Origin of the sequence: Aminobacter sp. UC22_36 (assembly GCF_044056035.1) — a bacterium.
Taxonomy (GTDB): Bacteria; Pseudomonadota; Alphaproteobacteria; order Rhizobiales; family Rhizobiaceae; genus Aminobacter.
The window spans coordinates 1,674,600-1,700,733 of the sequence record NZ_CP171996.1 but is presented as its reverse complement, the minus strand read 5'-3'; the positions used below and the strand labels follow the sequence as shown (position 1 = coordinate 1,700,733).

Below are 26,134 nucleotides of genomic sequence, written 5' to 3'. Positions count from 1 at the left end.
GGTTTGCCGCAGGCCAATGAAATTTCAATTCCACAAATCAGTCAATCGGAATGTTCATTCCTTTGATGGATTGTGCTTCGCCACCCCTCGCCTGTTGCGGTCGAGGGGCGGCTGTGCCGTATGATCAGCCCTTGAGGCGAACCGTCTTGCCTTCCTTGGCAGATTTCAGCGCGGCATCGGCAAGCTGCAGCGCAATCAGCCCGTCGCGGCCGCTTGGCGAAACCTTGGCGCCCTTGGTCACCGAGGCGACGAAGGCGGCGATCTCGGCGGCATAGGCCTCGGTGTAGCGGGTCATGAAGAAGTCGTGCAGCGGCGGGCGTGTATAACCCTTGCCATTGGCGACCTCGATCGACACGGCACGCTGGTTCTCGGCCGCCACCATGCCGTCCGAACCATGCACCTCGATACGCTGGTCATAGCCATAGGTGGCGCGGCGCGAATTGGTGATGACGCATTGCTGGCCGGTCGCCGTCTCCAGGATGACGCTGACGCTGTCGAAATCGCCAAGCTCGCCGATCTTCTTGTCGACAAGCACCGACGCGGTCGCCGTCACCGACACCGGCTCGGCGCCGAGCAGGAAACGCGCCATGTCGAAATCATGAATCGTCATGTCGCGGAAGATACCGCCCGAACGCGTGATGTATTCTGCCGGCGGCGGGCCGGGATCGCGCGAGGTGATCACCACCTGCTCGACCTTGCCGACGGCACCGTCGTCGATCGCCTTGCGGACGGCGGCAAAATGCGGGTCGAAGCGGCGGTTGAAGCCAACCATCAGCGTGCCGCCGGCCTTCTCGACCACGGCAAGGCATTGTTCGACACGCTTGGCATCGAGGTCGATCGGCTTCTCGCAGAACACCGCCTTGCCGGCGAGCACGAAGCGCTCGATCAGGTCGGCATGAGTGTCGGTCGGCGTGCAGATCACCACCGCATCGATATCCGACGCCTCCTCGATCTGCTCGATCGAGCGTACGTCGCAGCCATAGGCCTCGGCCAGGTCGTTCGCCGCCTTTTCAAAGGCATCTGCCACCGCAACGAGCTTGGCCGAAGCGTTGGACGCCACTGCCTTGGCGTGGACTTTGCCGATGCGGCCTGCGCCCAGGACACCAAACCGAACTGTCATGACAACCTCATTTCCGTGACCCACACCGTCCGGGCCTGCACATCTTGATCTGGGAGGGATGGGGCCGCCCGCCGACGGGATGCCGGCGGCCCGAATTCTGACGTGATCCCGAAAGGTTTTCGGACAAGATCACGTCCCAAGCAACGTCGATTACGCCTTCTTGCGCTTGTTCTGGCGGTGCTGGTCGATGATCACGGCCGACACGATGATGATGCCCTTGATGATTTCCTGATAGTAGGCGCCGACCTTGAGGAAGGTGAAGCCCGAAGTCAGGACGCCGAGGATGATCGTGCCTATGACCGTGCCGGTGATGCGCCCGACGCCGCCCGACAGCGAGGTGCCGCCGATGACCGCCGCCGCAATGGCGTCGAGTTCGTAGGCGACGCCCATGCCCGGCTGGCCGGAGGCGGCGCGGGCCGCGGTCATCACCCCTGCCAGACCCGAAAGCAGACCGGCAATGGCATAGACCTTGATCAGATGACTGCCGATGTTGATGCCCGAGACGCGTGCCGCCTGCGGGTTGGCGCCGATGGCATAGGTGAACTTGCCATAGCGGGTGTAGCCCAGCGCGATGTGGAAAATGACGGCGACCAGCAGGAAGATGATCACCGGCAGCGGTAGCGGAAAGCCGAAGATGTTGAAGCTCTTGCCGAACCAGGTGAAGCTGTCGTCGAGCAGCGCCACCGGCTGGCCGAGCGTGTACCACTTGGCGAGGCCGCGCGCCGACACCATCATGCCGAGCGTGGCAATGAACGGCGGTATCTTGGTTCGGGCGATCAGCGATCCGTTGACAATGCCGGCGAGAAGGCCAACGCCAAGACCGGCCAGGATCGCCCATATCGGCGACATGTCGGTCAGCGCGGGGTAGACAGCGCGCGGATTGGCCGATGTCTGTGCCAGGCTCGCCGCCACCATGGCGGCCAGGCCGACGACCGAGCCCGAGGACAGGTCGACGCCAGCGGTGATGATCACCTGCGTCACTCCGACCGCGATGATGCCGATCACCGACACCTGCAGGATGATGATCGACAGGCGCTGCTTGTTGGCAAGGAAGCTGTCGCCAACGAATATCCAGCCGAGAATCTCGAAGACGATGGCAATGCCGATCAGCACGGCCAGGATCGACACCTCAGGCGGCAGGCGCTTCTTGCTTCCGATGACGTTTGCGGAACCCGCAATCTCGTTCGTCGACATGGTTCTTCCACCCTTGAGCTGATTGGCGTCGTCAGTGCGACGCGAGTTCCATGATTTTCACCTGGTTGGCCTCGGCACGGTCGAGGAAGCCGGTGACCCGGCCCTCATGCACCACCATGATGCGGTCGCTCATGCCCAGAACCTCGGGCATTTCGGACGAGATCATGATGACCCCCACGCCCTGCCCTGCGAGTTTCGAGATCAGGCGATGGATTTCGGCCTTGGCGCCAACGTCTATGCCGCGCGTCGGCTCGTCCAGGATGAGGATTTTCGGCTTGGTCAACAGCCAGCGCGCGATCAGCACTTTCTGCTGGTTGCCGCCGGACAGATTGATGATCGGCTCGGCCATGTCGGGCGTCTTGACCCTGAGTGCCTGGCTGATCTCGACCGAATCCTTGCCAAGCTGCTTCTGTTGCACGAAGCCGTTCTTGACGTAGCCCGACTGCAGCACCGCCATCTGGGTGTTCTCCTGGATGTCGAGCAACAGGAAGCAGCCGGTTTCCTTGCGGTCCTCTGTCAGGAAAGCCATGCCGTGCTTCATCGCCGTGGCCGGACTGTCGATACGCACGGTCTTGCCGAACAGCTCGATCGTGCCGGAACTGGCGGGCGTAACCCCAAAGATCGTCTCGGCGATGTTCGACCGGCCCGAGCCGACGAGGCCGGCGATGCCGAGGATTTCGCCGGCACGCACGTCAAACGACACGTCCGAGAATACGCCCTTGAGCGTCAGCCCCTTGGCCGACAGCACGACGTCGCCGATTGGCACTTCTTCTTTCGGGAACATCTGGGTGATCTCGCGTCCGACCATCATCCTGATGATGTCGTCGCGCGTCACCTCGGTCGACGCCTTGGTGGCGATGTACTTGCCATCCCGGAACACCGAACACTCGTCGGCGATCTCGAACAGCTCGTTCATCTTGTGGGTGATGTAGATGATGCCCTTCCCCTGCTCGCGCAGGGCACGGATGATGGTGAACAGGTGATCGACCTCGCGCTCGGTCAGCGCCGATGTCGGCTCGTCCATGATCAGCACGTCGGATTCGTAGGACACCGCCTTGGCGATCTCGACCATCTGGCGGTTGGCGACGCTCAGCGTGCCAACCTGGATGTCTGGGTCGATGTCGATGTTGAGCCGCTTGAACAGCGCGACCGTCTTGCGCCGCATCTCGCCATGGTCGACGAAGCCGAACCGGTTTGTCGGCTCGCGCCGGATCCAGATGTTTTCGGCCACCGTCATCGGCGCCATCAGGTTCAGCTCCTGATGGATCATCGCGATGCCGTGCTCGAGCGCATCGAGCGGGCCGCGCAGCCTGATATCCTCGCCGCGCAGCTTGAAGCTGCCGGAATCGGGCGTGTAGATGCCGGCCACGATCTTCATCAGCGTCGACTTGCCGGCGCCGTTCTCGCCCATCAGCGCATGTACGCTGCCGCGCTTGAGGCGAAGCTGGACGTTGTCGAGGGCCAGCACGCCCGGAAATTCCTTGCGGACGTTCTCGACCTCGAGAAGATAGCCGTCGTCCACCGCGGCCCCGCCCGCAGGCGCCGCTTCCATCGTGCCAGTGTTTTGCATGATTGGTCCTCCCAGGCCGGCCCGGCTTTTCGTGCGGGCGTGGTCCTTGTGGGGAAATGCGCCGCCGTTGGCCGACGGCGCATTGGTCAGATCATATCAGTTCTTGGCCGTGTACTGGTCCATATTCGCCGGGGTCACCAGTTCGAACGGCACCCACACTGGCGACGTCACCGCTTCACCCTTTGCGAGCTTGATCGCCGTGTCGACTGCACCGCCGCCCTGTGCCGCAGCGTTCTGGAACACGGTGACGTCGAGGTCGCCGGCCTTCATGTAGGCAAGCGCTTCCTGGGTGGCGTCAACGCCAGCCACGATCACGCTCTTCATGTCCCAACCGGCCGCCTTCATGGCGTTGATGGCGCCGATCGCCATGTTGTCGTTGTTCGAGATGACGGCGTCCGGCTTGTGGCCGGCGGCGATCCAGTTGGTCATCAGGTCCTGTGCCTTGACCGGATCCCAGCCGGCGGTCTGCTCATCGATGACGTTCAGCTTGACGCCGCATTCGCTGCCGGCATTCACGTCATGGATGTCCTTGGTGCGCATCACGGCGGCCTGGTTGGCAAGGTCGCCGACCATGATCAGGATGCCCGCCTCGGTCTTGCCGGCTTCCTTGAGGATGCGGCAGACTTCCTTGGTTTCCAGCGTACCGGAATCGACTTCGTTCGAGCCGACGAAAGCGCCCTTCGCGCCCAGCGCGCCGACGTCGATCGGCTCGCGATTGACATAGACGATCGGAATGCCGGCGTCGTTGGCGAGCTTGGTCATCGGCCCGGTGGCCGAGGTATCGACCGGGTTGACGATGATGGCATCGACCTTGGCGGCGATGAAGTTCTGGACCTGCGACAACTGCTTGTTGACGTCGTCGTCAGCGATTTCGATGACGACGGGCTGGCTGGCATCGGCCGCGGACTTCTCGATGCCCTTGCGCAGGACAGTCAGGAAGGTGTCCGAATTGGCCATGCTGACGCCGACGTCGCCGGCAAACGCAGAGCCGGCCATCAGCGCGGAAATGGCAGCGCCGAGCAAATACTTCTTCATGATTACTCTCCTCCACGAATGGTGCCCGGCTGCACCCCACAGTGCCGGAAGCCCGCAGCTGCGCCGAAGGCTCATATCCACGGGCGCCACCATCGCTCCTCTGCGATGTAGAAGTGCCGCCCGCCTCCCGATGGTGTCGGCCCTGAATTCAGAATGTTCGGGCCGTGTTTTTATAATATGAAATGTTTATTCCATATTCCATGCGAACGTCAAGCGATATTCCATTTCGGCGCAATCAATCTTGCGCGCACGCAAAAGCAGGCCGGCCTGGTGTGGCCGGCCCTCGATTAACCCGTTGTTTGGAAGGCAGTCAGACCCTCGAGCGGATGAAGGCGATACTCTGGGCCAAGGCCACCTGCGGATCGGCAAGCCCATGCACGGCAGGCGAAAACGGCTCGAACGACAGCAGCCCGGAATAACCGCCGGCGATCAGCGCGCGGATCTGCCCGACATTGTCGAGCCGGTCACCGGCATCGACCAGAATGCGGTGCGGGTCGCGCATGTCGGCGACGCAAACCGCAGGATCGTCAACGCCGGAAATGTGCACCAGGCCGGTCATCCCGGGGAAAATGTCGGGCTCGCCGGCGAGATGATGGTGGAACGTGTCATGCACCATGCGGAAAATATCCACCCCATCGACGTCGGCGATCGCTTCCGCCGCTTCGCGCTTGGAGCGCAGCGAGCAGATCTCGAAACCGAGCGGTTCGACAAGGCCGCGCACGCCGCGGTCGTCGAGGATGGTCTTCAATGCCGTCAGCGCCGTCCTGAGATTGCGCCGCCGCTCGCCGTTAGCCTGCCCGGTGCCGTCATTGACCGGCACCAGCACCAGCGCTTTCGCACCCACATCGCGGGCATAGTCGGCAAGCGCGATCGCCTCGGCCTCGCGCACGGCATTCCATTCGTTGAAGCGCTGCAGCGCGTTGATGCTTGTTATGGACATTCCATTTTCCGCGGCCTGCGCCTTGATGGCGGCCGCCGGCGTGCCGTCAATGATGGCGTTGCCGGCAAGGTCATTGCGGATTTCGACGTCGCTCAGGCCGAGTTCCCGGCACAGCACGAAAAACGCCGCCGGCTTCAGCCCGGGAGCCACCATGTGGTTCAGCGCGAATGTGAGCTTGCTGGTCATGCCGATTTTCTCCTCCGATCGCGGTCGACAAGATGCGATATTTCCGTTCCAATCTTCCGACAAAACGGAATAGTCAATCCGAATAATGACGGAAATCCATCATTCCCTGATAGATTCGTACAGCCGACTGCAGCACAGCGACGCCGCTCAGATATTCTCCGGCAGGAAGATGTCGAACGGCAGGAAGGTCTGCCCGGGGACATTGGCCGCCCCCTCCTCGATCGCATGCGCCATCAGCCCGATAAGTTCGCGGCACAATGGCGCGAGCGGCGTTGCGATCACCATGACCGCCAGATTGTCGGCAAGCGCTGCGCGCGTGTCGTTGGTGATCTCGTTGCAGACCAGCACCGGCAGCGGATCGGGCTTCGCCTGCCGCAGCGCCGAGATCGCGCCTTCGATGCCGCCACCGGCGACATAACAGCCGACAAGGTCGTCGTGCTGCCTGAGCAGGCCGGCAACGATCTCCTGCGTAATCTCATGGGAACTCCTGGTTGACGATCGTCTCGAGCAGCGTGAGTTCGGGCGCATGCTCGCGAAAGAAGGCGCGAAAACCGATCTCGCGCAGTTCGTGGCCATGGAAGCGATGACTGCCGACGAACAGCGCGACCTTGCCCGGCCTGCGCGCGCATTTCGAGATCATCCAGGCGGCCGTGCGCCCGACCTTGAGGTTGTCGATGCCGACATAACCCTCGCGAATGCCGGTGGCGAAGTCGGACAGCAGCGAAAATACGGGAATGCCGCGCTCCTTCAGTTCGGCCACGGCAGCCGTCACCGTCGGATGGTCAGGACTGACCAGCGCCACCGCATCGCAGTTCGCCGCCAGCCGCCGCAGCCTTTCCAGAATTTCTTCCGGCGCCAGCGTATCGGCGAATTCGATCACCGCCGTGCCGCGAAAGCCGGACGCCTGGGCGATCGCCCTTTCCAGTTCGCTGGCGAAGGCACGGTAGAACACATCCTTCGGACGCAGCAGCAGGAAACCGAGCCGATGCACCGGCAGTTCCTTGCGCATGCGCTGCGCGATCAGCCCGGCGGCGTGATAGCCGATTGATGTCGCAGCCTCGTAGACGCGACGCTGCGTCTCCTCGCGCACTGGCAGGCGCCCGTTCAGCACGCGGTCGACGGTGGCGACGCTGACGCCCGAGGCGTGGGCGAGATCGGTGATGGTCGGGCGCTTGCTCATGTCCGCTCCTGCAGCAAGCGCCCACCATACCTCTTCATGATAGAAAATGATAGAAACTATCATGTCATGATTGAAAAAAGCGCATCATCGGTTACCATCCTTGCAGTGAACGATCTCCGGCGCCCATCGCGGAACCGTTTCCGACTTCCAGGGAGAGAGCCATGACCGTGACGCCTTCGGCGCGCGACTACAGCCTTGTGGGAGAGAGCACTCGCCGCGCGATCGACAGCGGCCTCGCCGCCGCCGAGTGGTACCACTCCGACATTCCGCGCAAGCAGATGAAGGAGCTGATGCAGCGTTCCGACGGCCCGGCCATCCGCGACACCGCGATCTGGTTTGGCCTGCTCGTTGCATTTGGCGCAGCTGGCGCAGCGCTATGGGGCAGCTGGTGGTGCGTTCCGCTCTTCCTCTGCTACGGCGTGCTCTATGGTTCGGCCACCGACTCGCGCTGGCACGAATGCGGCCATGGTACCGCCTTCAAGACGCCTTGGATGAACGACGCGGTCTACCAGATCGCCTGCTTCATGATCATGCGCAACCCAGTGACCTGGCGCTGGAGCCATACCCGCCATCACACCGACACAGTCATCGTCGGCCGCGACCCCGAAATATCAGTCATGCGCCCGCCGAACCTGCTGCGTGTCGTCCTGAACTTCTTCGGCCTGCTCGACGCCTGGCACGCCATGGTCGACATGGTCCGCAACGTATCAGGCGTGATCGGCGCTGAGGAAAAAACCTTCATTCCCGAGAGTGAGCAGCCCAGGGCCATCCGCATCGCCCGCATCTGGCTGGCGATCTACGCCGCGACCATCGCCCTCGCCATCTATCTCGGCTCATGGCTGCCGCTGATGCTTGTCGGCCTGCCCCGCCTCTACGGCGCCTGGCATCACGTACTGACCGGCCTGCTGCAGCATGGTGGCCTCGCCGACAACGTCATCGACCACCGGCTCAACAGCCGCACCGTGCTGATGAACCCGGTCAGCCGCTTCATCTACTGGAACATGAACTACCACGTCGAACACCACATGTTCCCGATGGTGCCCTATCACGCGCTGCCCAAGCTACACGAGATCATCAAGCACGACCTGCCCGCGCCGTGTCAGTCGATCTGGGCCGGCTATCGCGAGATGCTGCCGGCCTTCGTCCGTCAGCTCCGCAACGAGGACTATTTCGTCAAGCGCGAGCTGCCGCCGACCGCGCGGCCCTATCGCGAGGAGTTCCATCGCGAGACAGCCCTCGCCGCCGAGTAGCCTCCCAAGGCTTGAACGGGCGGCGATTGCCTCGCCGCCTCACCGGAACCACCCCAGGGAGAGAGAGACATGAGCGACTGGATCGAGGCCTGCGCGGCCGACGACATCGACGAGGAAGACGTGATCCGCTTCGACCACGCGGGCCGCAGCTTCGCCATTTACCGCAGTCCGGAGGACGAGTTCTTCGCCACCGACGGCCTGTGCACCCACGAGCAGATCCACCTGTCGCAGGGGCTGGTCATGGGCGACATCATCGAATGCCCCAAGCACAATGGCCGCTTCAACTACAAGACTGGTGCTGCCCGCGGCGCGCCGGTCTGCGTCAACCTCAAGACCTATGCAGTCAAGGTCGACGACGGCAAAGTCTTCATCCAGCTGGGCAACTGATATGACGGCAGGAATGGTCATCATCGGAGCCGGCGAATGCGGCACGCGCGCCGCCTTTGCCTTGCGAGAAATGGGCTATGACGGCACCGTCACGCTGGTCGGCGCTGAAGCACACCTGCCCTACGAACGGCCGCCGCTGTCCAAGGCCGCGATGGTCGCCCCCGACACGCCTTCCATCAAGGCCATATCGGATGCAGCCCGCCTCAGTGAACATCGCATCGACCTGCTCTGCGCGATTTCCGCCACTTCGATCGACCGCGCCAACCGTTCGATCCGCCTGAGCGATGGGTTGGATCTCGACTACGACAAGCTGCTGGTCGCCACAGGTGCTGTACCGCGCAAGCTGCCGCTTCCCGGCCTGGGCGCGCGCTGCGTCTATCTCCGCACCTTCGACGATGCCCTCGCCATCCGCGCCCATCTGCGCCAGGGCAGCCATGTCGCCATCATCGGCGGCGGCTTCATCGGCCTCGAACTCGCCGCCTCAGCCCGCAAGCTTGGCGCCGAGGTCACCGTCGTCGAAGCGCAGCCGCGCATCCTGATGCGCGGCGTGCCCGAGGAAATCGCAACCGTCATCCTCGAGGCTCACGCAGCCGAAGGCGTCGATATCGTCTGCGGCGACGGCATCGCCGCCATCGACGACAACGGCACCAACGTCCGCATCGGCCTTTCAAGCGGCCGGCTTGTTGCGGTCGACCTCGTCATCATCGGCATCGGCGCCATGCCGGTGACGGCGCTGGCCGAAACCGCTGGCCTCACCCTCAACAACGGCATCGCCGTCGACGCGCAGCTGCGCACCAGCGATCCAAATGTCTTCGCCGCCGGTGACTGCTGCTCGTTTCCGCTTGCCATCTATGACGGACGGCGGGTGCGGCTGGAGGCCTGGCGCAGTGCTCAGGAACACGGTGCGCTCGCCGCGCGCAACATGCTCGGCGCCGACGAGGCCCACGCATCCGTGCCCTGGTTCTGGTCCGACCAGTACGGGCTGACCTTGCAGATCGCAGGCCTTCCCGACGAGGGCGAAAACACCGTCCGCCGCGACCTGGACGATGGCGCCTTCATCCTGTTCCATCTCAAGCAGGACGGAAGGCTGGTCGCTGCCAGCGGCGTTGGCCCCGGCAATGCCGTTGCGCGCGACATTCGCCTGGCCGAAATGCTGATCGCCAGATCAGCACAGCCCGACATCGACGCGCTGGCCGCGCCCTCGATCAAGTTGAAGAGCCTGCTTGCCGCCTGAGGCAAAAGTGGCTTGAGAATCGTGCCGGTTTGCTGGAGTCTGCGACGGGCGGATGGCCGCGCGGAGCGAACCAATATGCCGATCAGCGAATTCGGTCGAATGCCCGATGACAGCGTGGTGCAGGCGATCACCATCGCCGCCGACGGTATCGAGGCAAAAGTCCTGACCTTCGGCGCAACGCTTGCCGATCTGATCGTCACCACGCCCAACGGCCCGCGCTCGGTCATCCTCGGCTTCGACGATCTCGACGGCTATCTCGCCCATGGCGGCTATTTCGGCGCCATTGCCGGGCGTTGTGCCAACCGCATCGGCGGCGGCCGCTTTTCGCTCGACGATCAGGACTTCCAGCTCGACCTCAACGAGGCCGGCCACACCCATCTTCATGGCGGCGGCGACGGGTTTTTCCGCCGCAACTGGATCGCCGTCGACGCTGACGACAGTTCGGTCCTGCTCGCCCTGATCTCGCCCGACGGCGATCAGGGTTATCCCGGCAAGGTCATCGCCACCTGCCGCTATTCACTCGATGCTGGCGGCATGCGCATCGCGCTCGGTGCCCGCACCGATGCCCCGACGCTGGTCAGCCTCGCCGCCCACGCCTATTTCAATCTCGACGGCGGCGGTTCGATCCTCGACCACCGCCTCAAGATCGCCGCCGAGGCCTACACGCCGGTGGACGATCACAACATCCCGACCGGCGAGGTGCCCGCCGTCGACGACACGATCTTCGATTTCCGCGAGCTTCGCCCCATCCGCAATGGCCCGGACGGCGCGCACAATGCCTATGACCACAACTGGGTGCTCGCCATGCAGCCGGCACCCGAACCGTGGCACGCGGCACGGCTCGAAGGCCCGCAATCGGGCATCCGGCTCGACCTGTGGACCACGGAGCCCGGGCTGCAGTTCTACGATGGGGCTTTCCTGCCGGTCGCTCCGCCCTTGCGCGGCGCCATCGAGCCGCTGCGCCATGGCGCGCTATGCCTCGAGCCACAGCGCTTCCCCGACGCAATCCACCACCCGCACTTTCCAAGTGCCGTGCTGCGGCCCGAAGAAATCTACGCGCAGGTCACCGAATATCGTTTCTCGATGGTGGAGTAGGCGCTAAACCCAGCCGCCATCGACGACGAAGTTTTGCGCCGTGCACATCCTTGAATCGTCGGCGGCAAGAAACAGCGCCATGCGCGCTATATCGTCCGGCAGCACACGCCCAGCCAGGCACTGGCCCTTGTCGATCTCGGCGTTCGCCGCCTCGTCGACCCAAAGCTGCAATTGGCGTTTGGTCATCACCCAGCCCGGCACCAGCGTGTTGACCCGGATGCCATGCTTGCCGAGATCGCGGGCGAAGGAGCGCGTCATGCCGTGCACGGCGGCCTTCGACGCGGCATAGACGGGATAGCCACCCGATGCCTTCATCCAGCCAATCGAACCGAGATTGACGATAGCGCCACCGCCGGCGGCGATCATGCCAGGCGCCACCGCCTGGATGGCGAAGAACGAATGCCGCAGATTCACCGCGACGCGGGCGTCGAAATAATCAGGCGTGACATCGCGCCAGCCGTGACGCGTGTCGTTGGCGGCGTTGTTGACCAGCGCCAGCGCCGGGCCATGCAGAGCCTCGATCCCGGATATCGCCTTGCGATAGGCCTCGATGTCGGTGATGTCGCAGCAGCGGAACGCCACTGTCGCGCCTGCCGCCTCAAGCTCGTCGGCGAGCGCCTTGCCCTCGGTTTCGGCGAGGTCGACAAAACCGACCTTGGCGCCCTGCGCCGCAAAATTCCGTACCAGTGCTTCGCCAATCCCGGTTGCCCCGCCTGAAATCAGCACTGGCCGGCCTTCCAGGCTCGGGTAACGCCCCATGACCTCGATACGCATCGTTTTGGCCCCTAAAGAGTTCGCACGGCGACCGGTGCGGTTGCCCGCGCCAGCTTGAGCGGATTGCGCAACGGCAGTCCGAATGCCGCCGCTTCGATCTCGAACACGTCGCCGGGTTCGGTCTTGACGCCATCGGCGAAGGACAGCGTTGCGGTGCCGAACATATGCACATGCACGTCGCCAGGCTGGCGGAACACACCGTACTTGAAATGATGGTGCTCGAGGTTGGATATCGAGTGGGACATGTTGGCCTCGCCCGACAGGAACGGCTTTTCCCAGATCGTCTTGCCGGCGCGGATGATGCGTGACGCCCCCCTGATATCGGCAGGCAGGTCGCCGACCAGGATCTCCGGGCCGAAGGAGGCGTTCCGCAGCTTCGAATGGGCGAGATAGAGATAGTTGATGCGCTCGGTGACGTGGTCAGAGAACTCGTTGGCGAGCGCGAAACCGATGCGGTAGGGCGTACCGTCATCGCCGACAAGATAGATGCCGGCGATCTCCGGCTCCTCGCCGGCATCGAGCGCGAAATGCGGCGACACCAGCGCCTTACCGGGATCGACGACCATGTTGCCGTTGCCCTTGTAGAACCATTCCGGCTGCACACCGGCCTGCCCGCGCCCCGGCTTGCCGCCTTCCAGGCCCATGCGGAACATCTTCATGGAATCGGTCAGCGCCTGCTCGCCCTCCGCGTCGAGCTTCTTGTGCATGCTGTCGCGTGTCGCCGCCGAGCCGAGATGGGTAAGCCCGGTGCCGGTGAGATACAGATGCGCCGGGTCGGGATGCCGGACCGGCGACACCAGCTGGCCGGCCTTGCAGGCAGCAGCCAGATCGACGGTCTCGCCCAAGCCGCGGTCGGCAACAACAGTCGCAAGCGAGGTCCCGGCGCGCACCGCCTCCAAAGCGAGCGCATAGACGGACTTGGCATCGTTGACCAACCGCGCGGTCTCGTCCTCGCGCACCGCCACCCGGCTCTTGCCGTCGGCGGAGACAATCTGGGACATCAGCATTCCGGTACTCCTTTGCCTTCGCCGCGCCGCTGGCCTCCTTGCCGGCAATGGGCGAAATCCATTCCCTTCGCCAAGCGACCATCGCCGCTTGGTGTCCAAAATCTTGGTCTTGCAGATTGCGGCCCTGCCGTGTGGCAGCGCCTTTCAGCCGCTTGCCGCGGCTCAAGCCTTTTTCTTGTTGTAGAGATCGAAAGCGACGGCGCCGAGCAGCACCAGGCCCTTGATGACCTGCTGCCAGTCGATGTTGATGCCCATCACCCCCATGCCGTTGTTCATGACGCCCATGATGAAGGCGCCGATGACCGCGCCGGCAACCTGGCCGACACCACCGAGCGCGGACGCACCGCCAACAAACACCGCGGCGATGACGTCGAGTTCAAGCCCGGCACCCGCCTTTGGCGTCGCCATGTTGAGGCGCGCGGAATAGATCAGGCCGGCAAGTGCTGCCAGCATGCCCATGATAACGAAGATGTAGAATGTCAGCCTTTCGGTCTGGATGCCCGACAGCTTGGCGGCTTTCTCGTTGCCGCCCATAGCGTAGATGCGCCGGCCAAACGTCATGCGCTTCGTCACGAAGACGAACAAGGCAATCAGTATCCCCATGACGACAAGAACGTTGGGCAAGCCCTTGAACGAGGCAAACTTGTACATCAGGAACAGGATGATCCCCGACAGGACGAGGTTCTTGACGACAAAGAACGAGAACGGTTCGGCGGCATAACCATGTTCTTCGCGGTTTCGGCGGCTCTTCAAGGCGAAGTAGAGCATCGCCGCAACGATCAAGATACCGATCAGCATCGTTGTCGAATGCAGCACGATGCCCGTTCCCGGCGTCGGTCCGCCGGCAGCGTTGGGCGTTGGCGCGACAAGGGTCACCGGTCCCAGGAAATCGGGAATGAAACCGGCACTGAGCAACTGGAACACCGGCGGAAACGGGCCGACCGAACGGCCACTGAGAACGTTGAGCAACAGTCCCTTGAACACCAGCATGCCCGCCAGGGTGACGATGAAGGACGGGATCTTCATGTAGGCGATGAAATAGCCCTGCACGCCGCCGATCGCGGCGCCCAATGCGATGCATAGCAGCCCGGCAAGCAGCGGATTGACGCCGTAGTCGACCATGAGCAATGCCGCGACCGCGCCAATGAAGCCAGCCACCGCGCCGACTGACAGATCGATGTGGCCGGCCACGATGACCAGCAGCATGCCGAGCGCCATGACGATGATGTAGGAGTTCTGGAGAACGACATTGGTGAGGTTCACCGGCAGGAACAGGATGCCGTTGGTCATCACCTGGAAGAAGACCATGATGATGACGAGCGCCAGGACGAGCCCGTATTCGCGCAAGTTTTCCTTCATCGCGCCCTGCATCGAGGCCTTGGCCGCGTTGACGACGGGCGGTGCGGTTTCCGTGCTCATGACGCTACCTTCTCTTCGCCGCGGACGATCGCCCGCATGATCTTTTCCTGTGATGCTTCCTCGCCTGAGAGCTCGCCGACGATGCGACCCTCGTTCAGCACGTAGATGCGGTCGCAGATGCCGAGCAGCTCAGGCATCTCCGAAGAGATCACCAGGATGCCTTTGCCCTCCTCCGCCAACTTGTTGATGATCGTGTAGATTTCGTATTTCGCCCCGACATCGATGCCGCGTGTCGGCTCGTCGAGGATCAGCACGTCGGGATTGGCAAACAGCCACTTCGACAGCACCACCTTCTGCTGGTTGCCGCCGGAAAGGTTCCCGGTGATCTGATAGATGCTCGACGAACGGATGTTGGTTTTCTTGCGATACTCGTTGGCCGCCCTGACCTCACTGTTGTCGTCGATGACGCCGGAGTTTGAAGAGATCCCGGGCAGGTTGGCGATCGTCACATTGTGCTTGATGTGGTCGATGAGGTTGAGGCCGTAGACCTTGCGGTCCTCGGTGGCGTAGGCGAGCCCGGCGGCAACCGCCTTGCCGACATTGCTGGTATCGGCAGGCTTGCCGTGCAGGAACACCTCGCCGGAAATCTTGGCGCCATAGGTGCGGCCAAAGACACTCATCGCCAGTTCGGTCCGCCCTGCCCCCATCAGTCCGGCAATGCCAACCACCTCGCCTTTGCGCACCGACAGATTGACGTTCTTGATGACCTGCCGTTCGAGGTTGAGCGGGTGATAGACCGACCAGTTCTTCACCTCGAAGATGGTATCGCCGATTTTCGGGGTCCGCGACGGGTAGCGGTTCTCCAGGGCGCGGCCGACCATAGAGGTGACGATGCGGTCCTCGGTGATATCAGCCTTGTCCATCGTCTCGATCGACTTGCCGTCGCGAATGACGGTGATCTTGTCGGCGATCCGTTTGATCTCGTTCAGCTTGTGCGAGATCATGATCGAGGTGATGCCTTGCGTCTTGAACTCGGCCAGGAGGTCGAGCAGCGCATGGCTGTCTTTTTCCGACAGCGAGGCTGTCGGCTCGTCGAGAATGAGCAGCTTGACGTCCTTGGCCAGCGCCTTGGCGATTTCGACCAGCTGCTGCTTGCCGGTGCCGATGTTGGTGATCAGCGTGTCGGGGGCCTCTTTCAGGCCGACCTTCTTCAGCAGCTCGCCGGCGCGGCGCTGGACCTTGTCCCAGTTGATGATGCCGCGGCTCGCCTGTTCGTTGCCGAGGAAGATGTTTTCGGCGATCGACAACAGCGGCACCAGCGCCAGTTCCTGGTGGATGATGACGATGCCGAGCTTTTCGGAGTCGTGAATGCCGTTGAAGCGGCACTGCTTGCCCTCGTATTCGACCTCGCCTTCGTAGCTGCCGAAGGGATAGACGCCGGAGAGCACTTTCATCAGCGTCGACTTGCCGGCACCGTTCTCGCCGCAGATGGCATGGATGTCGCCGCGCTGGACCTGCAGATTGACCTGCTCCAGCGCCTTGACGCCAGGAAACGTCTTGGTGATGCCGCGCATTTCCAGAATGGTGCTGTTCGTCATTCGAGCTCTCGATCCAGCATGGCCACGCATTTTGCAGCTAAGTGACGTCACCTGGCGTTGGCAAAATGCGCAAATTCAAAGTGCTAGAGCGACCTTGTGCGTCGTTCGGGCGCACGGCGCTCTGATACAACAGACAGCGCAGTCTGCCGCACTTCTGGAGAGAAGAAAACGCCTGTGCCTGGAGCCTGCCCTTCCCCCGCCGTTGCGGGAGAAGGGAGAGGTTCGAGAAGGGCGCTTGGGCCTATTTCAGGTCCTCCGCCTTGATGTAGCCCGAGCCGACCACGATCTGCTCGTAGTTGGACTTGTCGACCGAGACCGGGACCAGAAGGTAGGACGGAACGACCTTGACGCCGTTGTTGTAGGTCTTTTCGTCGTTGATCTCCGGCTTGCCGCCAGCAAGCACGGCATCGACGAGATTTGCCGTCACCTTGGCCAGTTCGCGGGTGTCCTTGAACACCGTCGAATACTGCTCGCCGGCGATGATCGCCTTGACCGAAGGCACTTCGGCATCCTGGCCGGAGATCACAGGCCATGGCTGTTCGGCCGTGCCGTAGCCGACGCCGCGCAGCGACGAGATGATGCCACGCGACAGGCCGTCATACGGAGCCAGCACCGCATCGACACGGCTGCCGTCGGAATAGTTGGCGGAGAGGATGTTATCCATGCGGGCCTGCGCGACGGCAGCGTCCCAGCGCAGTGTGCCGACCTTTTCCATGCCCATCTGACCCGACTTGACGACGAGCGTACCCTTGTCGATCAGCGGCTGCAGCACCGACATCGCACCGTCGTAGAAGAAGAAGGCGTTGTTGTCGTCAGGCGAGCCCCCGAACAGCTCGATGTTGAACGGGCCGGGCTTTTCCGGATAGCCGAGGCCCTTGAGCAGCGATTCCGCCTGCAGCACGCCAACCTTGAAATTGTCGAAGGTGGTGTAATAATCGACGTTGCCGCTGTCGCGGATCAGGCGGTCATAGGCCACGACCTTGACGCCCTTGTCGGCAGCCTGCTTCAGCACCGCCGACAGCGTCGTTCCGTCGATCGATGCAACGATCAGCGCCTTGGCGTCCTTGGTCACCATGTTCTCGATCTGGGCGAGCTGGTTGGGGATATCGTCTTCTGCGTACTGCATGTCGACGGTGTAACCCTTGGATTCCAGTGCCGCCTTGAGCGCGTCGCCATCGGCGATCCAGCGCAGCGAGGATTTGGTCGGCATGGCGATGCCAACCAGGCCCTTGTCCTGGGCTTCGGCCGCAAAGGTCATGGCAGATAGGCCAACCGCGAGGGCGGCTACGAACGTCTTGATGATCTTCACCTTCTTCTCCCTTGTGAAGTGCCGGCGCGCGGACGCAAGCGCTCGCGCGTGGCCCCGCCATGAACGGCGCGGCAAAGCCAGATTATGCGTATTCCTCCAAAAGGCCGCGAGCCCTGCGTTTCCTCCGCTCGATGCACCAGCGTCCGGCTGGCTGACATCGAACTCGCGACGGCCCTAACCTCTCGGAGCAAGCCATAACAGTCAAATGCAAATTCAGGTGCATCGCATACCAATTGCGATATACCTGAGCGGGAGCTGGCACGGAGGAGCCGCAGCCATGGTCGACATCCAGAACGACGTCAGGGCGACCGGATCCGGTGTGCGCATCAGCGACAACGAGACCCTGTTGCGCAGCAGCCTCAAGCTGCGCCACATGCGCATGGTGGTGGCACTCGAAGATCACGGCCAGATCAGCGCGGCAGCCCAGGTGATGAACATCTCCCAGCCCGCCGCCTCGCGCATGATCTCCGAGATCGAAGATATCCTCGGCGTTCAGATCTGCGAGAGGCTGCCGCGCGGCATCCGGCTGACGCCTTATGGCGCCGCCCTTGCGCGCCGCGGCCGCGCCATCCTGCTCGAAATGCAACAGGTCGACCGCGAGATATCGGACCTCAAATCCGGCAAGGGCGGCTCGGTCGCCATGGGTGCGGTGACAGCGCCGGCCATCGAACTCGCCGTGCCGGCGATCCGCAAGATCCGCGAGCGCTACCCCCGCATCGAAATCAGCGTCCAGATCGAGACCAGTGCGGTGCTGGCGCGCGAGCTGCTTGCCTCGCGGCATGATTTCATCATCGCCCGCGTGCCCGACGATCTCGACCCGCGCCTGTTTGAAAGCCGCATCATCGGCATCGAGAAAGCCTGCCTCATCGTCCGCCGCGGCCATCCGCTGGCCGGTTCCGGAACGATCGCGCTGGAGCGCCTCGCCGAGTTCGACTGGGTGTTCCAGCCCGGCGGCTCGCTGCTGCGTCAGACCGTGCAAGGCATCTTCATGAGCCGCAATGTCCGCATGCCCGACCGCATCCTCAACACCAGTTCGCTGCTGCTGACACTGGTGATGGTGGCGCAGTCCGATGCCATCGCCCCCATCGCCATCGACGTCGCCAAATTCGTCAACAGCAAAAGCGGGCTGGCCGGGGCGATCGAGATCCTGCCGATCGCCTTCGACATCAACGTCCAGCCCTACAGCCTGATCAGCGTGCGCGGTCGCACATTGTCACCGACAGCGCAGCTGCTGCACGATCACATCCTGCGCGAGATCGCTTAGCAACAGTACTGCCGCCGGGCAAAGCCAGGTGTGCGAACTGGACCCGGATCGACAATCCGACGCGCTCAAACCCTGGCGCAGATCGCCTCGAAAAACGCGACATTGTCGAGGTCGAGCGGATCGTCGACAGGCAGCGCCTGCGACGACATCTTGGAGATGACCACCTCGGCCTTGGGATCGACATAGAGCCACTGGCCGTGGATGCCGATGCCGCAATAGGCACCGCTTTGGTTGGCGCTCTGGTACCACTTGTTGCGATAGCGCCCATGGGCAAACAGGTTGGTCATCGTGCCGCGCTGCCACGCCTTGGCGTCGCCGCCATGGATGGTGTCTTCGACCCAAGCCTGCGGCGCGATCCGCCCACCCTCGGCGACACCGCCCTGGCGCATCATCTCGCCGATACGCGCAAGGTCGCGCACCGCCACCGAAACACCCCCGGCGGCACGCGCCGAGCCTTCCGCGTCGACGCTGACGAAGCCGTCGCGCACAGCGCCCAGCGGCCGCCACAGCTTCTCCGACATCAGCTCGGCGTAGCGTAGACCCGAGGCGCGTTCGACGATGATGCCGAGCAGGTCGGAATTGGGCGAGCGGTAGCGGAAGGTCTGGCCGTGCGGCTCGTCCAGCTGCTGCAGCGAAACGAGGAACTCACGCAGCGTCTCCGACCCGCCGCCCGGGTTCCACATGGTGGCGCGGCGGTAGCGGGCAAACGCGCTTTCGGGATCGAGATAGGCTTCCTCGAAATCGAGGCTGACGGTCATATCGAGTACGTGCCGCACGGTGGCATTGGCATAGACCGAACCCTCGACCTCCGGCACATAAGCCGTCACGGGTGCGTTCGGATCGAGCTTGCCCTCGCCCTCCAGCGCACCGGCAAGGATCGCTGTCAGCGACTTTGAGATCGAGAAAATGATGTGCCGCGCCTCTGGCTGCATCGTCGGTGCGAACCAGTCGCCGACGAAGCGCCCCTTCTTCATCACCGCAAGCGCGTCCGTCGACGAGCGGTCGAGGAAACCGGTCACGGTCTCGCTTCGGCCATTGATCGCGACGGTTTCCGCCAGAAGCCCGCCGAGTTCGACCGGCGTGCCCTCGGCCTTGCCTTCTTCGGCAGCAATCCGCGCGCTGCGCACCATCTCGCCGACATTCTGGAACGCCCAGCGGTTGAACGGCTGTTCGCGCCAGTTGCCGAGCGTCACATCCTTGCGCGCAAAACCGAATGTCCGTTCGAACGCGGTGGATGACGTCATGATCTTTCCTTGCTGCTGAATTTCATCGTCAGGCGAGTGCGGCTGATATTGCGTGCACGGCCTTCAAGGTCGCCACCGAATAGGGCACGGAGGTGAAATCGGGCCAGGTCGACAGTTTCACCGTCACCATGCTGGCCTCGAAGTCGATATGGATCAGTTGCCCGAAGACGCCGCGGCACATCAGCGCCCGCGAGCGCGGGTCCTCGATCCAGAACTGGTTGCGGTAGCTGGCTTCAGGCATCGACGTGCTGAAGTTCGGGCCGTGCGTGCCCCGGCGCGTCTCCGCGATCCAGTCGGCAGGCACGATGCCGGCGCCGTCCTCGAGGATCGTCTGGCCGAAGCGGGCATAATCGCGCAGCGTTGCGTTGAAGCCGCCGTCGGCCACCGCGTAGCCAGCACTGTCGACGGTGAAACAGGCGCTCTCCTCTGCGCCGATCTTCTGCCACAGCTCTTCCGAAACCAGCTGCGGCAATCGCTTGCCGGTGGCGCGCTCCATGAGGAAGGCGAGCACGTCTGTTTCAATCGAGCGGTATTCGAAGGCAGCGCCATGCGGCCGCGTCGTTTCGGTCAGGCGCTGGATCAGCTCGAACATATGCTGCGGCCAGTGGAAGTTGGGGTCGGTATCCGCGGGGACCGGCTTCCAGCCGCAGGCGACGTCGACCTGGCCGATATCCGAATACGGGTCTGTGTAGGCCTCGCTGAAGCGCACACCCGTGGTCATGTCGAGCACCTGCTGGACAGTAGCGCCGCTCCAGCCGGTCGCGCCCAGTTCAGGCAGATAATCGGTCACCAGCTTCTTTGGATCGACGACCCCGCGCCCAGCCAGAATGCCGAACGTCGCCCCTGTTATCGACTTTGCAACCGATTGCGACAGGTGCGGCGTGCGCTGTGTCATGCCGTTGAAATAGCGCTCATAGGCGATCTTGCCGTCCTTGAGCACGAGGAAGCCGTCGGTATAGGTCTCGTCGAGCAGGCCCGAAAGCGTTGTCGGCTTGCCCTCGCTGTCGACGACTGCCAGCCCGTCCAGGTCGGTTTCCGCGCGCGGCAATGCGCGCACCGGTCCTTCGCCGCGCCACACCTCTGCCGTCGGCACGATCTCGCGCACATGCTGGAAGGCCCAGCGGTTCCATGGCGGCATGTCCCATTTCGCCTTTGGCACAGGCATTGCAGGCGGCGAGCCCTGCATGATGGGGGGCACGTTTTCGCTGTTTCTATAGGAGCTCATATCTCTCAACCTATCTCTTCTCCCCGCTTGCGGGAGAAGATGCCGGCAGGCAGGGCGGCGCGAACTCTTCAAGGTTTGGTGCTGCCCCGCCCTTCGGGGCACCTTCTCCCCGTAAACGGGGAGAAGAAACAGCCCTCACTTCTGAAGCTCGGTCCAGATCTTGGTGTAGATCGCATCGACCTCCGGCGGGCACATCATGGCCATCGTACCATGCGCCTTGCTGGCTTCCGGAATGACGATCTCGGGTGCGTCCTTCATCTCGGCGGGCATGAACTTCTCCGAGCCGGCGATGCCGTTGGCATAGCGGTGATAGGCGGAAAGCCCGGCGGCGATCTCGGGGTCCATGATGAAGTTCTGGAACAGCTTGGCGTTGTCGACGTTCTTGGCGTCCTTCAGCACCACGACGTTGTCGCTCCAGTAGGTGAAGCCCTCCTTTGGATAGCCGAAGTTGACTTCCGGACGCGCCAGGCGGATGCGCAGCGCGGCCCCGTTCCAGGTGGTGGAGGCCTGGAAGTCGCCGGCCTTCATCTTGTCGATGGCGCCATACTCCATGGCGACCCAGTTCGGCTTCGCCGCCACCAGCAGGTCGCGCGCCTTCTTCAGCACCTCCTTGTCGGCCGTGCACTGTTCGCCGCCGACATAGCGGATCGCGGCGGTCATCACGTCCTTCATTTCGGGAACGACATTGACCTTGCCCTTCAGCTCATCAGGCGTCTCGAAGATGATCTTCCAGGTGTTGATGTCGCCCTTGTAGGTGCCGGTATTGACGACGGTGCCAACGGTGCCCCAGGCCCATGGCACGGAATATTTGCGGCCGGGATCGAATTCGGGATTGGCCCAGTCCGGCGCCACGTTCTTGAAATTCTCCATGCCGCCAGGATTGGTCTCGAGCAGAAGGCCTTCCTTGATCCAGATCGGCAGATGCGTCTGCGAGGGCACGGCGATATCGAAGCCGCTGCCGCCCTGGCGCACCTTGGCAAGGGCGGTGTCGTTGGAGTCGTAGTCGGTGATCGTCACCTTGACCTTGTAGGTCTCCTCGAACTTCTTGATGACCTCGGGATTGGTGTAGTTGCCCCAGTTGTAGATGTTGAGCTGGCCCTCGGCACGGGCGAAACCAGTTGCAGCCAGCAGCGCCAGGGCCGCGGTGGCCGCGGAAAATCTCGAGTTCATGGCAGTGCTCCTTTTCATTTCATGTGATGTTTTCTGCCAGCGGCAGATCAAACGCTGGTGACAGCCGGGAGCGATTTTCGTCGATCCCGGCTGCAATATCCGCGCAAAGCCTACTTCTGCAGCTCGGTCCAGATCTTGGTGTAAAGCGCCGTCACCTCGGGCGCGCAGGTCTGCAGGATCTCGCCGTTCTTCTTGAACTCTTCCGGGACCACGACTTCCGGAGCCGAAGTCATGTCGGCGGGCATGAACTTCTCCGAGCCGGCGATGCCGTTGGCATAGCGGTGGAAGGCCGAGTTCATCGCCGCGTTCTCAGGATCCATCATGAAGTTCTGGAACAGCTTGGCGTTCTCGACGTTCTTGGCGTCCTTCAGCACAACGACGTTGTCGCTCCAGTACTGGAAACCCTCGACCGGATAGCCGTAATGGATCGCCGGGTTCTTCAGCCGCTGGCGCAGCGCCGAGCCGTTCCAGTCGCTGGTCGCCTTGAAATCGCCGGCGCCCATCTTTTCGATGGTGTTGTATTCCATGGCGATCCAGTTCGGCTTGGCCGCAACGAGCACGTCGCGCACCTTCTTCAGCACTTCCTTGTCGCCGGTGCACTGCTCGCCGCCGACATATTTGATCGCGGCATGCATGACGTCGTTCATCTCGGGAACGACATTGACCTTGCCCTTCAGCTCCTCAGGCGTGTCGAAGACGATCTTCCAGGTGTTGATGTCGCCCTTGTAGACGTCGGTGTTGACGACCACGCCGACGGTACCCCATGCCCACGGCACTGTGTATTTGCGGCCGGGATCGAAGGCCGGATTGGCCCATTCGGGCGCAACGTTCTTGAAATTCTCCATGCCGCCGGGATTGGTCTCCAGTACCAGCCCTTCGCTGATCCAGATCGGCACGTAGGTCTGCGACGGCATCGCGATGTCGAAGCCATGGCCGCCCTGGCGGACCTTGGCCAGAGCAGTATCGTTGGAGTCGTAGTCGGTCACGGTGACCTTGACGCTGTACTGCGCTTCGAACTTCTTGATCATGTCAGGGCTGATGTAGTTGCCCCAGTTGTAGATGTTCAGCGCGCCTTCGGCGGAGGCGAGACTGGTCGAAGCCAGCAGCGCCAGGCCAATGGCCATCGACATGGATTTCAGGTTCATCATTCCACTCCCGTTGAACTAATCCCGTTTCCTGCTCAAGAAGAAGAACAGCGTGACGATGACGACCGACAAGAGCAGGAAGACGGTCGAGATCGCATTGACCTCCGGCGTGATGCCACGGCGTATCTGCCCCAGCATGTAGGTCGGCAAGGTATCCTGGCCGCCCGACTTGACGAATTCGGTGATGACCACGTCGTCGAGCGAAATCACGAAGGCGAGCATCAGGCCGGCGATGATGCCCGGCCACAGCAACGGCAGCGTCACCCGCCGGAACGCCTTCCATGGCGTCGCATAGAGGTCGGCCGCGGCACGTTCGAGCGTCAGGTCCATGTTCTCCAGCCGCGCCCGGATCGGCAGATAGGCGAAGGGGATGCAGAACGCGGTGTGGGCGGCAATGAGATAACCCAGCCCCGAATAGCCGGTTGCGACCTTGATCTGGGCAAAGAAGATCAACAGCGCAACACCGGTGACGATCTCGGGCACCATCAGCGGCTGGTTGATGAAAGCGTATTTGAACGTCAGCCCGCGATAGGCCTGCGTCCGCGTCGTTGCCAGTGCCGCCATGGTGGCGGCGATCGTTGCCAGGATGGCGGCACACGAAGCGATCTGCAGCGAACGCAGCGACGCGTCGATTACCTGGACGTTGTTCCAGGCGGAGACGAACCAGCGCAGCGAAAAACCGCCCCACTCCGACACCGAGGTCGACTCGTTGAAGGCGTAGGCGACCAGCACGACGATCGGCAGATAGAGCAGCACGAAGCAGGCCGCGGCGATCGCCGTGAAGCCGGTCTGCTGACGGATCGAGAAACGCTTAGCCATGACGCGCATCCGATCCCGAGGTGTTGCGGACATAGACCAGCAGCGCCACCATGACGATCGCCATGACGGTGATCGAAAGAGCCGCCCCCAGTGGCCAGTTGCGGCCTTGCCCGAACTGCAGCTCGATCAGGTTGGCGAACATCATGTTCTTGCCGCCGCCCAGAACGCTCGGCGTCACATAGGCGCCGATGGCGGGGATGAAGACCAGGATCGAACCGGCAATGACGCCCGGCCTGACCATCGGGAAGATGATCCGGCGCAACACCTGCCAGCGCGTGGCATAGAGATCGTAGCCGGCCTCGACCAAGCGGAAGTCGAGCTTTTCCATGCTGGCATAAAGCGGCAGCACCATCAGCGGCAGGTAGACATAGACCATGCCGACCATGATGGCGAAGTCGGTGTAGAGCATCTGGATCGGCTGATCGATGATGCCGAGATTGATCAGGCCGGTGTTGATGATGCCTTCGTTGCGGATGACCTGCAGCACGGCAAAGGTCCGGATCAGCAGGTTGGTCCAGAACGGAATGGTGATCAAGAACAGCCAGACGTCGCGGGTCCGCTCCGAGCGGGTTGCGATGAAATAGGCCGTCGGAAAGCCAAAGATCAACGTCGCTACGGTCGCCATGAGGGCGAGCTTCAGCGAGCGCCAGAAGATGGTCAGATGCGCGCTGGCAAAGGCCAGCGTGTCATCGAAGATGTCGCGCTCGAGGAAAACCGATACCCAGCCTTCGGTCGAGAATTTCCACACCACGTCGCCATAGGGCCCAGGTGTCAGGAACGAGTACAACAGCACGATCAAGAGCGGCCCTGAGGCGGCCAGGAAGATGATGACCAGCGCCGGCGCCGACAGCAGCCAGCGCTTGCGCACATCGCGGCTTTCATTGAGTTTTTCGACTTCCGCAGCAGTGGCCATGGCTCAGTCCTTCAGGATCTGGGCCGCGTCGTCGCCGATGACGACGCCGACGCGCTCGCCACGCTCGAAGGTGGCTCCTGCGCCGCGCGCGTTCTGCTGGCGCACGGTGAAGGTCTCGCCGTCGTCGAGCTTGATGTGCACATGCGTGTCGGTGCCGAAATAGACGACGTTTTCGACCACGCCCGAAATATCGCCCTGCCCCTTGACGGCTTTGGCGTGCTCGGGGCGGATCACCACCGTCGCGTCGCCGTCGGGCTTGAAACCGTCGGCGACGGTCGCCGAGATCGAGGCGCCCGACTTCAGCGTCACCTTGGCCTTGCCACCGTCGAGGCTGTCGATCCTGGCGTCGAGGAAATTGGTCTCGCCGATGAAGTCGGCGACGAAGCGCTCGGCCGGACGGTCATAGATATCATGTGGGGTGCCGACTTGCAGGATCTTGCCCGACGACATCACCGCGATGCGGTCCGACATGGTCAGGGCTTCTTCCTGGTCGTGGGTGACGAAGATGAAGGTGATGCCGGTCTCGTGCTGCAGCCGCTTGAGCTCGATCTGCATTTCCTTGCGCAGCTTGTAGTCGAGCGCCGACAGCGGCTCGTCGAGCAACAGCACCTTGGGCTGCGGCGCCAGCGCCCGGGCGAGCGCCACGCGCTGCTGCTGGCCGCCGGAGATCTGGCTGGTGCGGCGCTTGGCGAGCTTCTCCATGCGCACCAGCTTCAGCATTTCGGCCACCCGCGCATCGATCTCGGCGCGCGGCCTGCCCAGCATTTCAAGGCCGAAGCCGATATTCTGCGCCACCGTCATGTGCGGAAACAACGCGTAGGACTGGAACACCGTGTTGACCGGCCGCTTGAACGGCGGCAGCGGGGCGATATCGCTGCCATAAAGCAGGATTTCACCTTCCGAAGGGAAGTCGAAGCCGGCGATCAGGCGCAAAAGCGTGGTCTTGCCGCAGCCGGAAGGTCCAAGCAGCGTGAAGAACTCGTTTTCCCTGATCGAAACCGAAACAGTATCGAGCGCCGCTACCTGCGCCTCACCCGTTCCGAAGACTTTGCGAACCCCGCGAACTTCAATCGCATTGCTATCCGGCATTTCCGGCACACACGCCCCATTGTTGTG

Annotated in this window: 22 protein-coding genes and 1 pseudogene; 5 read left to right on the top strand and 18 right to left on the bottom strand. The window is 62.7% G+C overall.

Annotation, left to right across the window (positions count from 1 at the left end):
- Positions 1-124: 124 nt before the first annotated feature.
- The 6 genes and pseudogenes from iolG to ACHMW7_RS11470 all read right to left on the bottom strand — a co-directional run bounded on the left by iolG (position 125) and on the right by ACHMW7_RS11470 (position 7,225).
- Positions 125-1,120, bottom strand: a complete 996-nt coding sequence (gene iolG, locus ACHMW7_RS11495) for an inositol 2-dehydrogenase (RefSeq protein WP_395450367.1) — start codon at positions 1,118-1,120, stop codon at positions 125-127.
- Positions 1,121-1,270: 150 nt separating this feature from the next.
- On the bottom strand, positions 1,271-2,314 hold the full coding sequence (locus ACHMW7_RS11490; protein WP_395450366.1) for an ABC transporter permease: 1,044 nt from the start codon (positions 2,312-2,314) through the stop codon (positions 1,271-1,273).
- 31 nt (positions 2,315-2,345) lie between these two features.
- Positions 2,346-3,884, bottom strand: coding sequence for a sugar ABC transporter ATP-binding protein (locus ACHMW7_RS11485; protein ID WP_395450365.1), 1,539 nt, complete (start codon positions 3,882-3,884; stop codon positions 2,346-2,348).
- A gap of 96 nt (positions 3,885-3,980) precedes the next feature.
- Positions 3,981-4,919, bottom strand: a complete 939-nt coding sequence (locus ACHMW7_RS11480) for a substrate-binding domain-containing protein (protein ID WP_395450364.1) — start codon at positions 4,917-4,919, stop codon at positions 3,981-3,983.
- A 310-nt stretch (positions 4,920-5,229) separates the two neighbouring features.
- Complete coding sequence (locus ACHMW7_RS11475; protein WP_395450363.1) at positions 5,230-6,045, bottom strand: TIM barrel protein; 816 nt, start codon at positions 6,043-6,045, stop codon at positions 5,230-5,232.
- Positions 6,046-6,192: 147 nt separating this feature from the next.
- Positions 6,193-7,225 (bottom strand): annotated as a pseudogene (locus ACHMW7_RS11470) (LacI family DNA-binding transcriptional regulator).
- Positions 7,226-7,386: 161 nt separating this feature from the next.
- Between ACHMW7_RS11470 and ACHMW7_RS11465 the strand changes: the two are divergent.
- The 4 genes from ACHMW7_RS11465 (at position 7,387) to ACHMW7_RS11450 (ending at position 11,191) form a co-directional block, all read left to right on the top strand.
- Positions 7,387-8,475 carry a fatty acid desaturase family protein gene (locus ACHMW7_RS11465; protein ID WP_395450362.1) on the top strand — a complete coding sequence of 363 codons (1,089 nt, stop codon included), beginning with the start codon at positions 7,387-7,389 and terminating at the stop codon, positions 8,473-8,475.
- Positions 8,476-8,544: 69 nt separating this feature from the next.
- Positions 8,545-8,862: a MocE family 2Fe-2S type ferredoxin gene (locus tag ACHMW7_RS11460; RefSeq protein ID WP_395450361.1), complete on the top strand. Its 318-nt coding sequence runs from the start codon at positions 8,545-8,547 to the stop codon at positions 8,860-8,862.
- A gap of 13 nt (positions 8,863-8,875) precedes the next feature.
- Positions 8,876-10,096 carry an NAD(P)/FAD-dependent oxidoreductase gene (locus ACHMW7_RS11455; RefSeq protein WP_395450360.1) on the top strand — a complete coding sequence of 407 codons (1,221 nt, stop codon included), beginning with the start codon at positions 8,876-8,878 and terminating at the stop codon, positions 10,094-10,096.
- Positions 10,097-10,195: 99 nt separating this feature from the next.
- Complete coding sequence (locus ACHMW7_RS11450; protein ID WP_395450359.1) at positions 10,196-11,191, top strand: aldose epimerase family protein; 996 nt, start codon at positions 10,196-10,198, stop codon at positions 11,189-11,191.
- Between the two features lie 3 nt (positions 11,192-11,194).
- On the opposite strand, the gene ACHMW7_RS11445 is transcribed toward ACHMW7_RS11450, so the two are convergent.
- From ACHMW7_RS11445 to chvE, 5 genes are all read right to left on the bottom strand, one after another.
- Positions 11,195-11,965 carry an SDR family NAD(P)-dependent oxidoreductase gene (locus tag ACHMW7_RS11445; RefSeq protein WP_395450358.1) on the bottom strand — a complete coding sequence of 257 codons (771 nt, stop codon included), beginning with the start codon at positions 11,963-11,965 and terminating at the stop codon, positions 11,195-11,197.
- 11 nt (positions 11,966-11,976) lie between these two features.
- Entirely contained in the window at positions 11,977-12,972 is a 996-nt protein-coding gene (gene araD1, locus ACHMW7_RS11440; RefSeq protein ID WP_395450357.1) for an AraD1 family protein, read from the bottom strand.
- A 162-nt stretch (positions 12,973-13,134) separates the two neighbouring features.
- Positions 13,135-14,391: a multiple monosaccharide ABC transporter permease gene (gene mmsB, locus ACHMW7_RS11435; RefSeq protein WP_395450356.1), complete on the bottom strand. Its 1,257-nt coding sequence runs from the start codon at positions 14,389-14,391 to the stop codon at positions 13,135-13,137.
- The gene (mmsA, locus tag ACHMW7_RS11430) at positions 14,388-15,929 is read right to left on the bottom strand and encodes a multiple monosaccharide ABC transporter ATP-binding protein (RefSeq protein WP_395450355.1); all 1,542 of its coding nucleotides are present in this window, start codon (positions 15,927-15,929) and stop codon (positions 14,388-14,390) included. Before mmsA ends, mmsB begins: the two co-directional genes overlap by 4 nt.
- Before the next feature lie 241 nt (positions 15,930-16,170).
- Entirely contained in the window at positions 16,171-17,238 is a 1,068-nt protein-coding gene (chvE, locus tag ACHMW7_RS11425) for a multiple monosaccharide ABC transporter substrate-binding protein (RefSeq protein WP_395450354.1), read from the bottom strand.
- A 277-nt stretch (positions 17,239-17,515) separates the two neighbouring features.
- Between chvE and ACHMW7_RS11420 the strand changes: the two genes are divergently transcribed.
- On the top strand, positions 17,516-18,502 hold the full coding sequence (locus ACHMW7_RS11420; protein WP_395450353.1) for a LysR family transcriptional regulator: 987 nt from the start codon (positions 17,516-17,518) through the stop codon (positions 18,500-18,502).
- Positions 18,503-18,567: 65 nt separating this feature from the next.
- Here ACHMW7_RS11420 and ACHMW7_RS11415 read toward each other — a convergent pair whose 3' ends face one another.
- From ACHMW7_RS11415 to ACHMW7_RS11385, 7 genes are all read right to left on the bottom strand, one after another.
- On the bottom strand, positions 18,568-19,746 hold the full coding sequence (locus ACHMW7_RS11415) for a serine hydrolase domain-containing protein (RefSeq protein ID WP_395450352.1): 1,179 nt from the start codon (positions 19,744-19,746) through the stop codon (positions 18,568-18,570).
- A gap of 28 nt (positions 19,747-19,774) precedes the next feature.
- Positions 19,775-20,971, bottom strand: coding sequence for a serine hydrolase domain-containing protein (locus tag ACHMW7_RS11410; RefSeq protein WP_395450351.1), 1,197 nt, complete (start codon positions 20,969-20,971; stop codon positions 19,775-19,777).
- 135 nt (positions 20,972-21,106) lie between these two features.
- A complete protein-coding gene (locus ACHMW7_RS11405; RefSeq protein ID WP_395450350.1) occupies positions 21,107-22,141 on the bottom strand; it encodes an extracellular solute-binding protein in 1,035 nt (344 codons plus the stop codon).
- Between the two features lie 110 nt (positions 22,142-22,251).
- A complete protein-coding gene (locus ACHMW7_RS11400) occupies positions 22,252-23,286 on the bottom strand; it encodes an extracellular solute-binding protein (protein WP_395450349.1) in 1,035 nt (344 codons plus the stop codon).
- Between the two features lie 18 nt (positions 23,287-23,304).
- Positions 23,305-24,105: an ABC transporter permease gene (locus ACHMW7_RS11395; RefSeq protein WP_395450348.1), complete on the bottom strand. Its 801-nt coding sequence runs from the start codon at positions 24,103-24,105 to the stop codon at positions 23,305-23,307.
- Positions 24,098-25,018 (bottom strand): ABC transporter permease, encoded by a 921-nt coding sequence (locus ACHMW7_RS11390; RefSeq protein WP_395450347.1) that lies wholly within the window; start codon positions 25,016-25,018, stop codon positions 24,098-24,100. Before ACHMW7_RS11390 ends, ACHMW7_RS11395 begins: the two co-directional genes overlap by 8 nt.
- 3 nt (positions 25,019-25,021) lie before the next feature.
- Positions 25,022-26,116, bottom strand: a complete 1,095-nt coding sequence (locus ACHMW7_RS11385; RefSeq protein WP_395450346.1) for an ABC transporter ATP-binding protein — start codon at positions 26,114-26,116, stop codon at positions 25,022-25,024.
- Positions 26,117-26,134 lie beyond the last annotated feature (18 nt).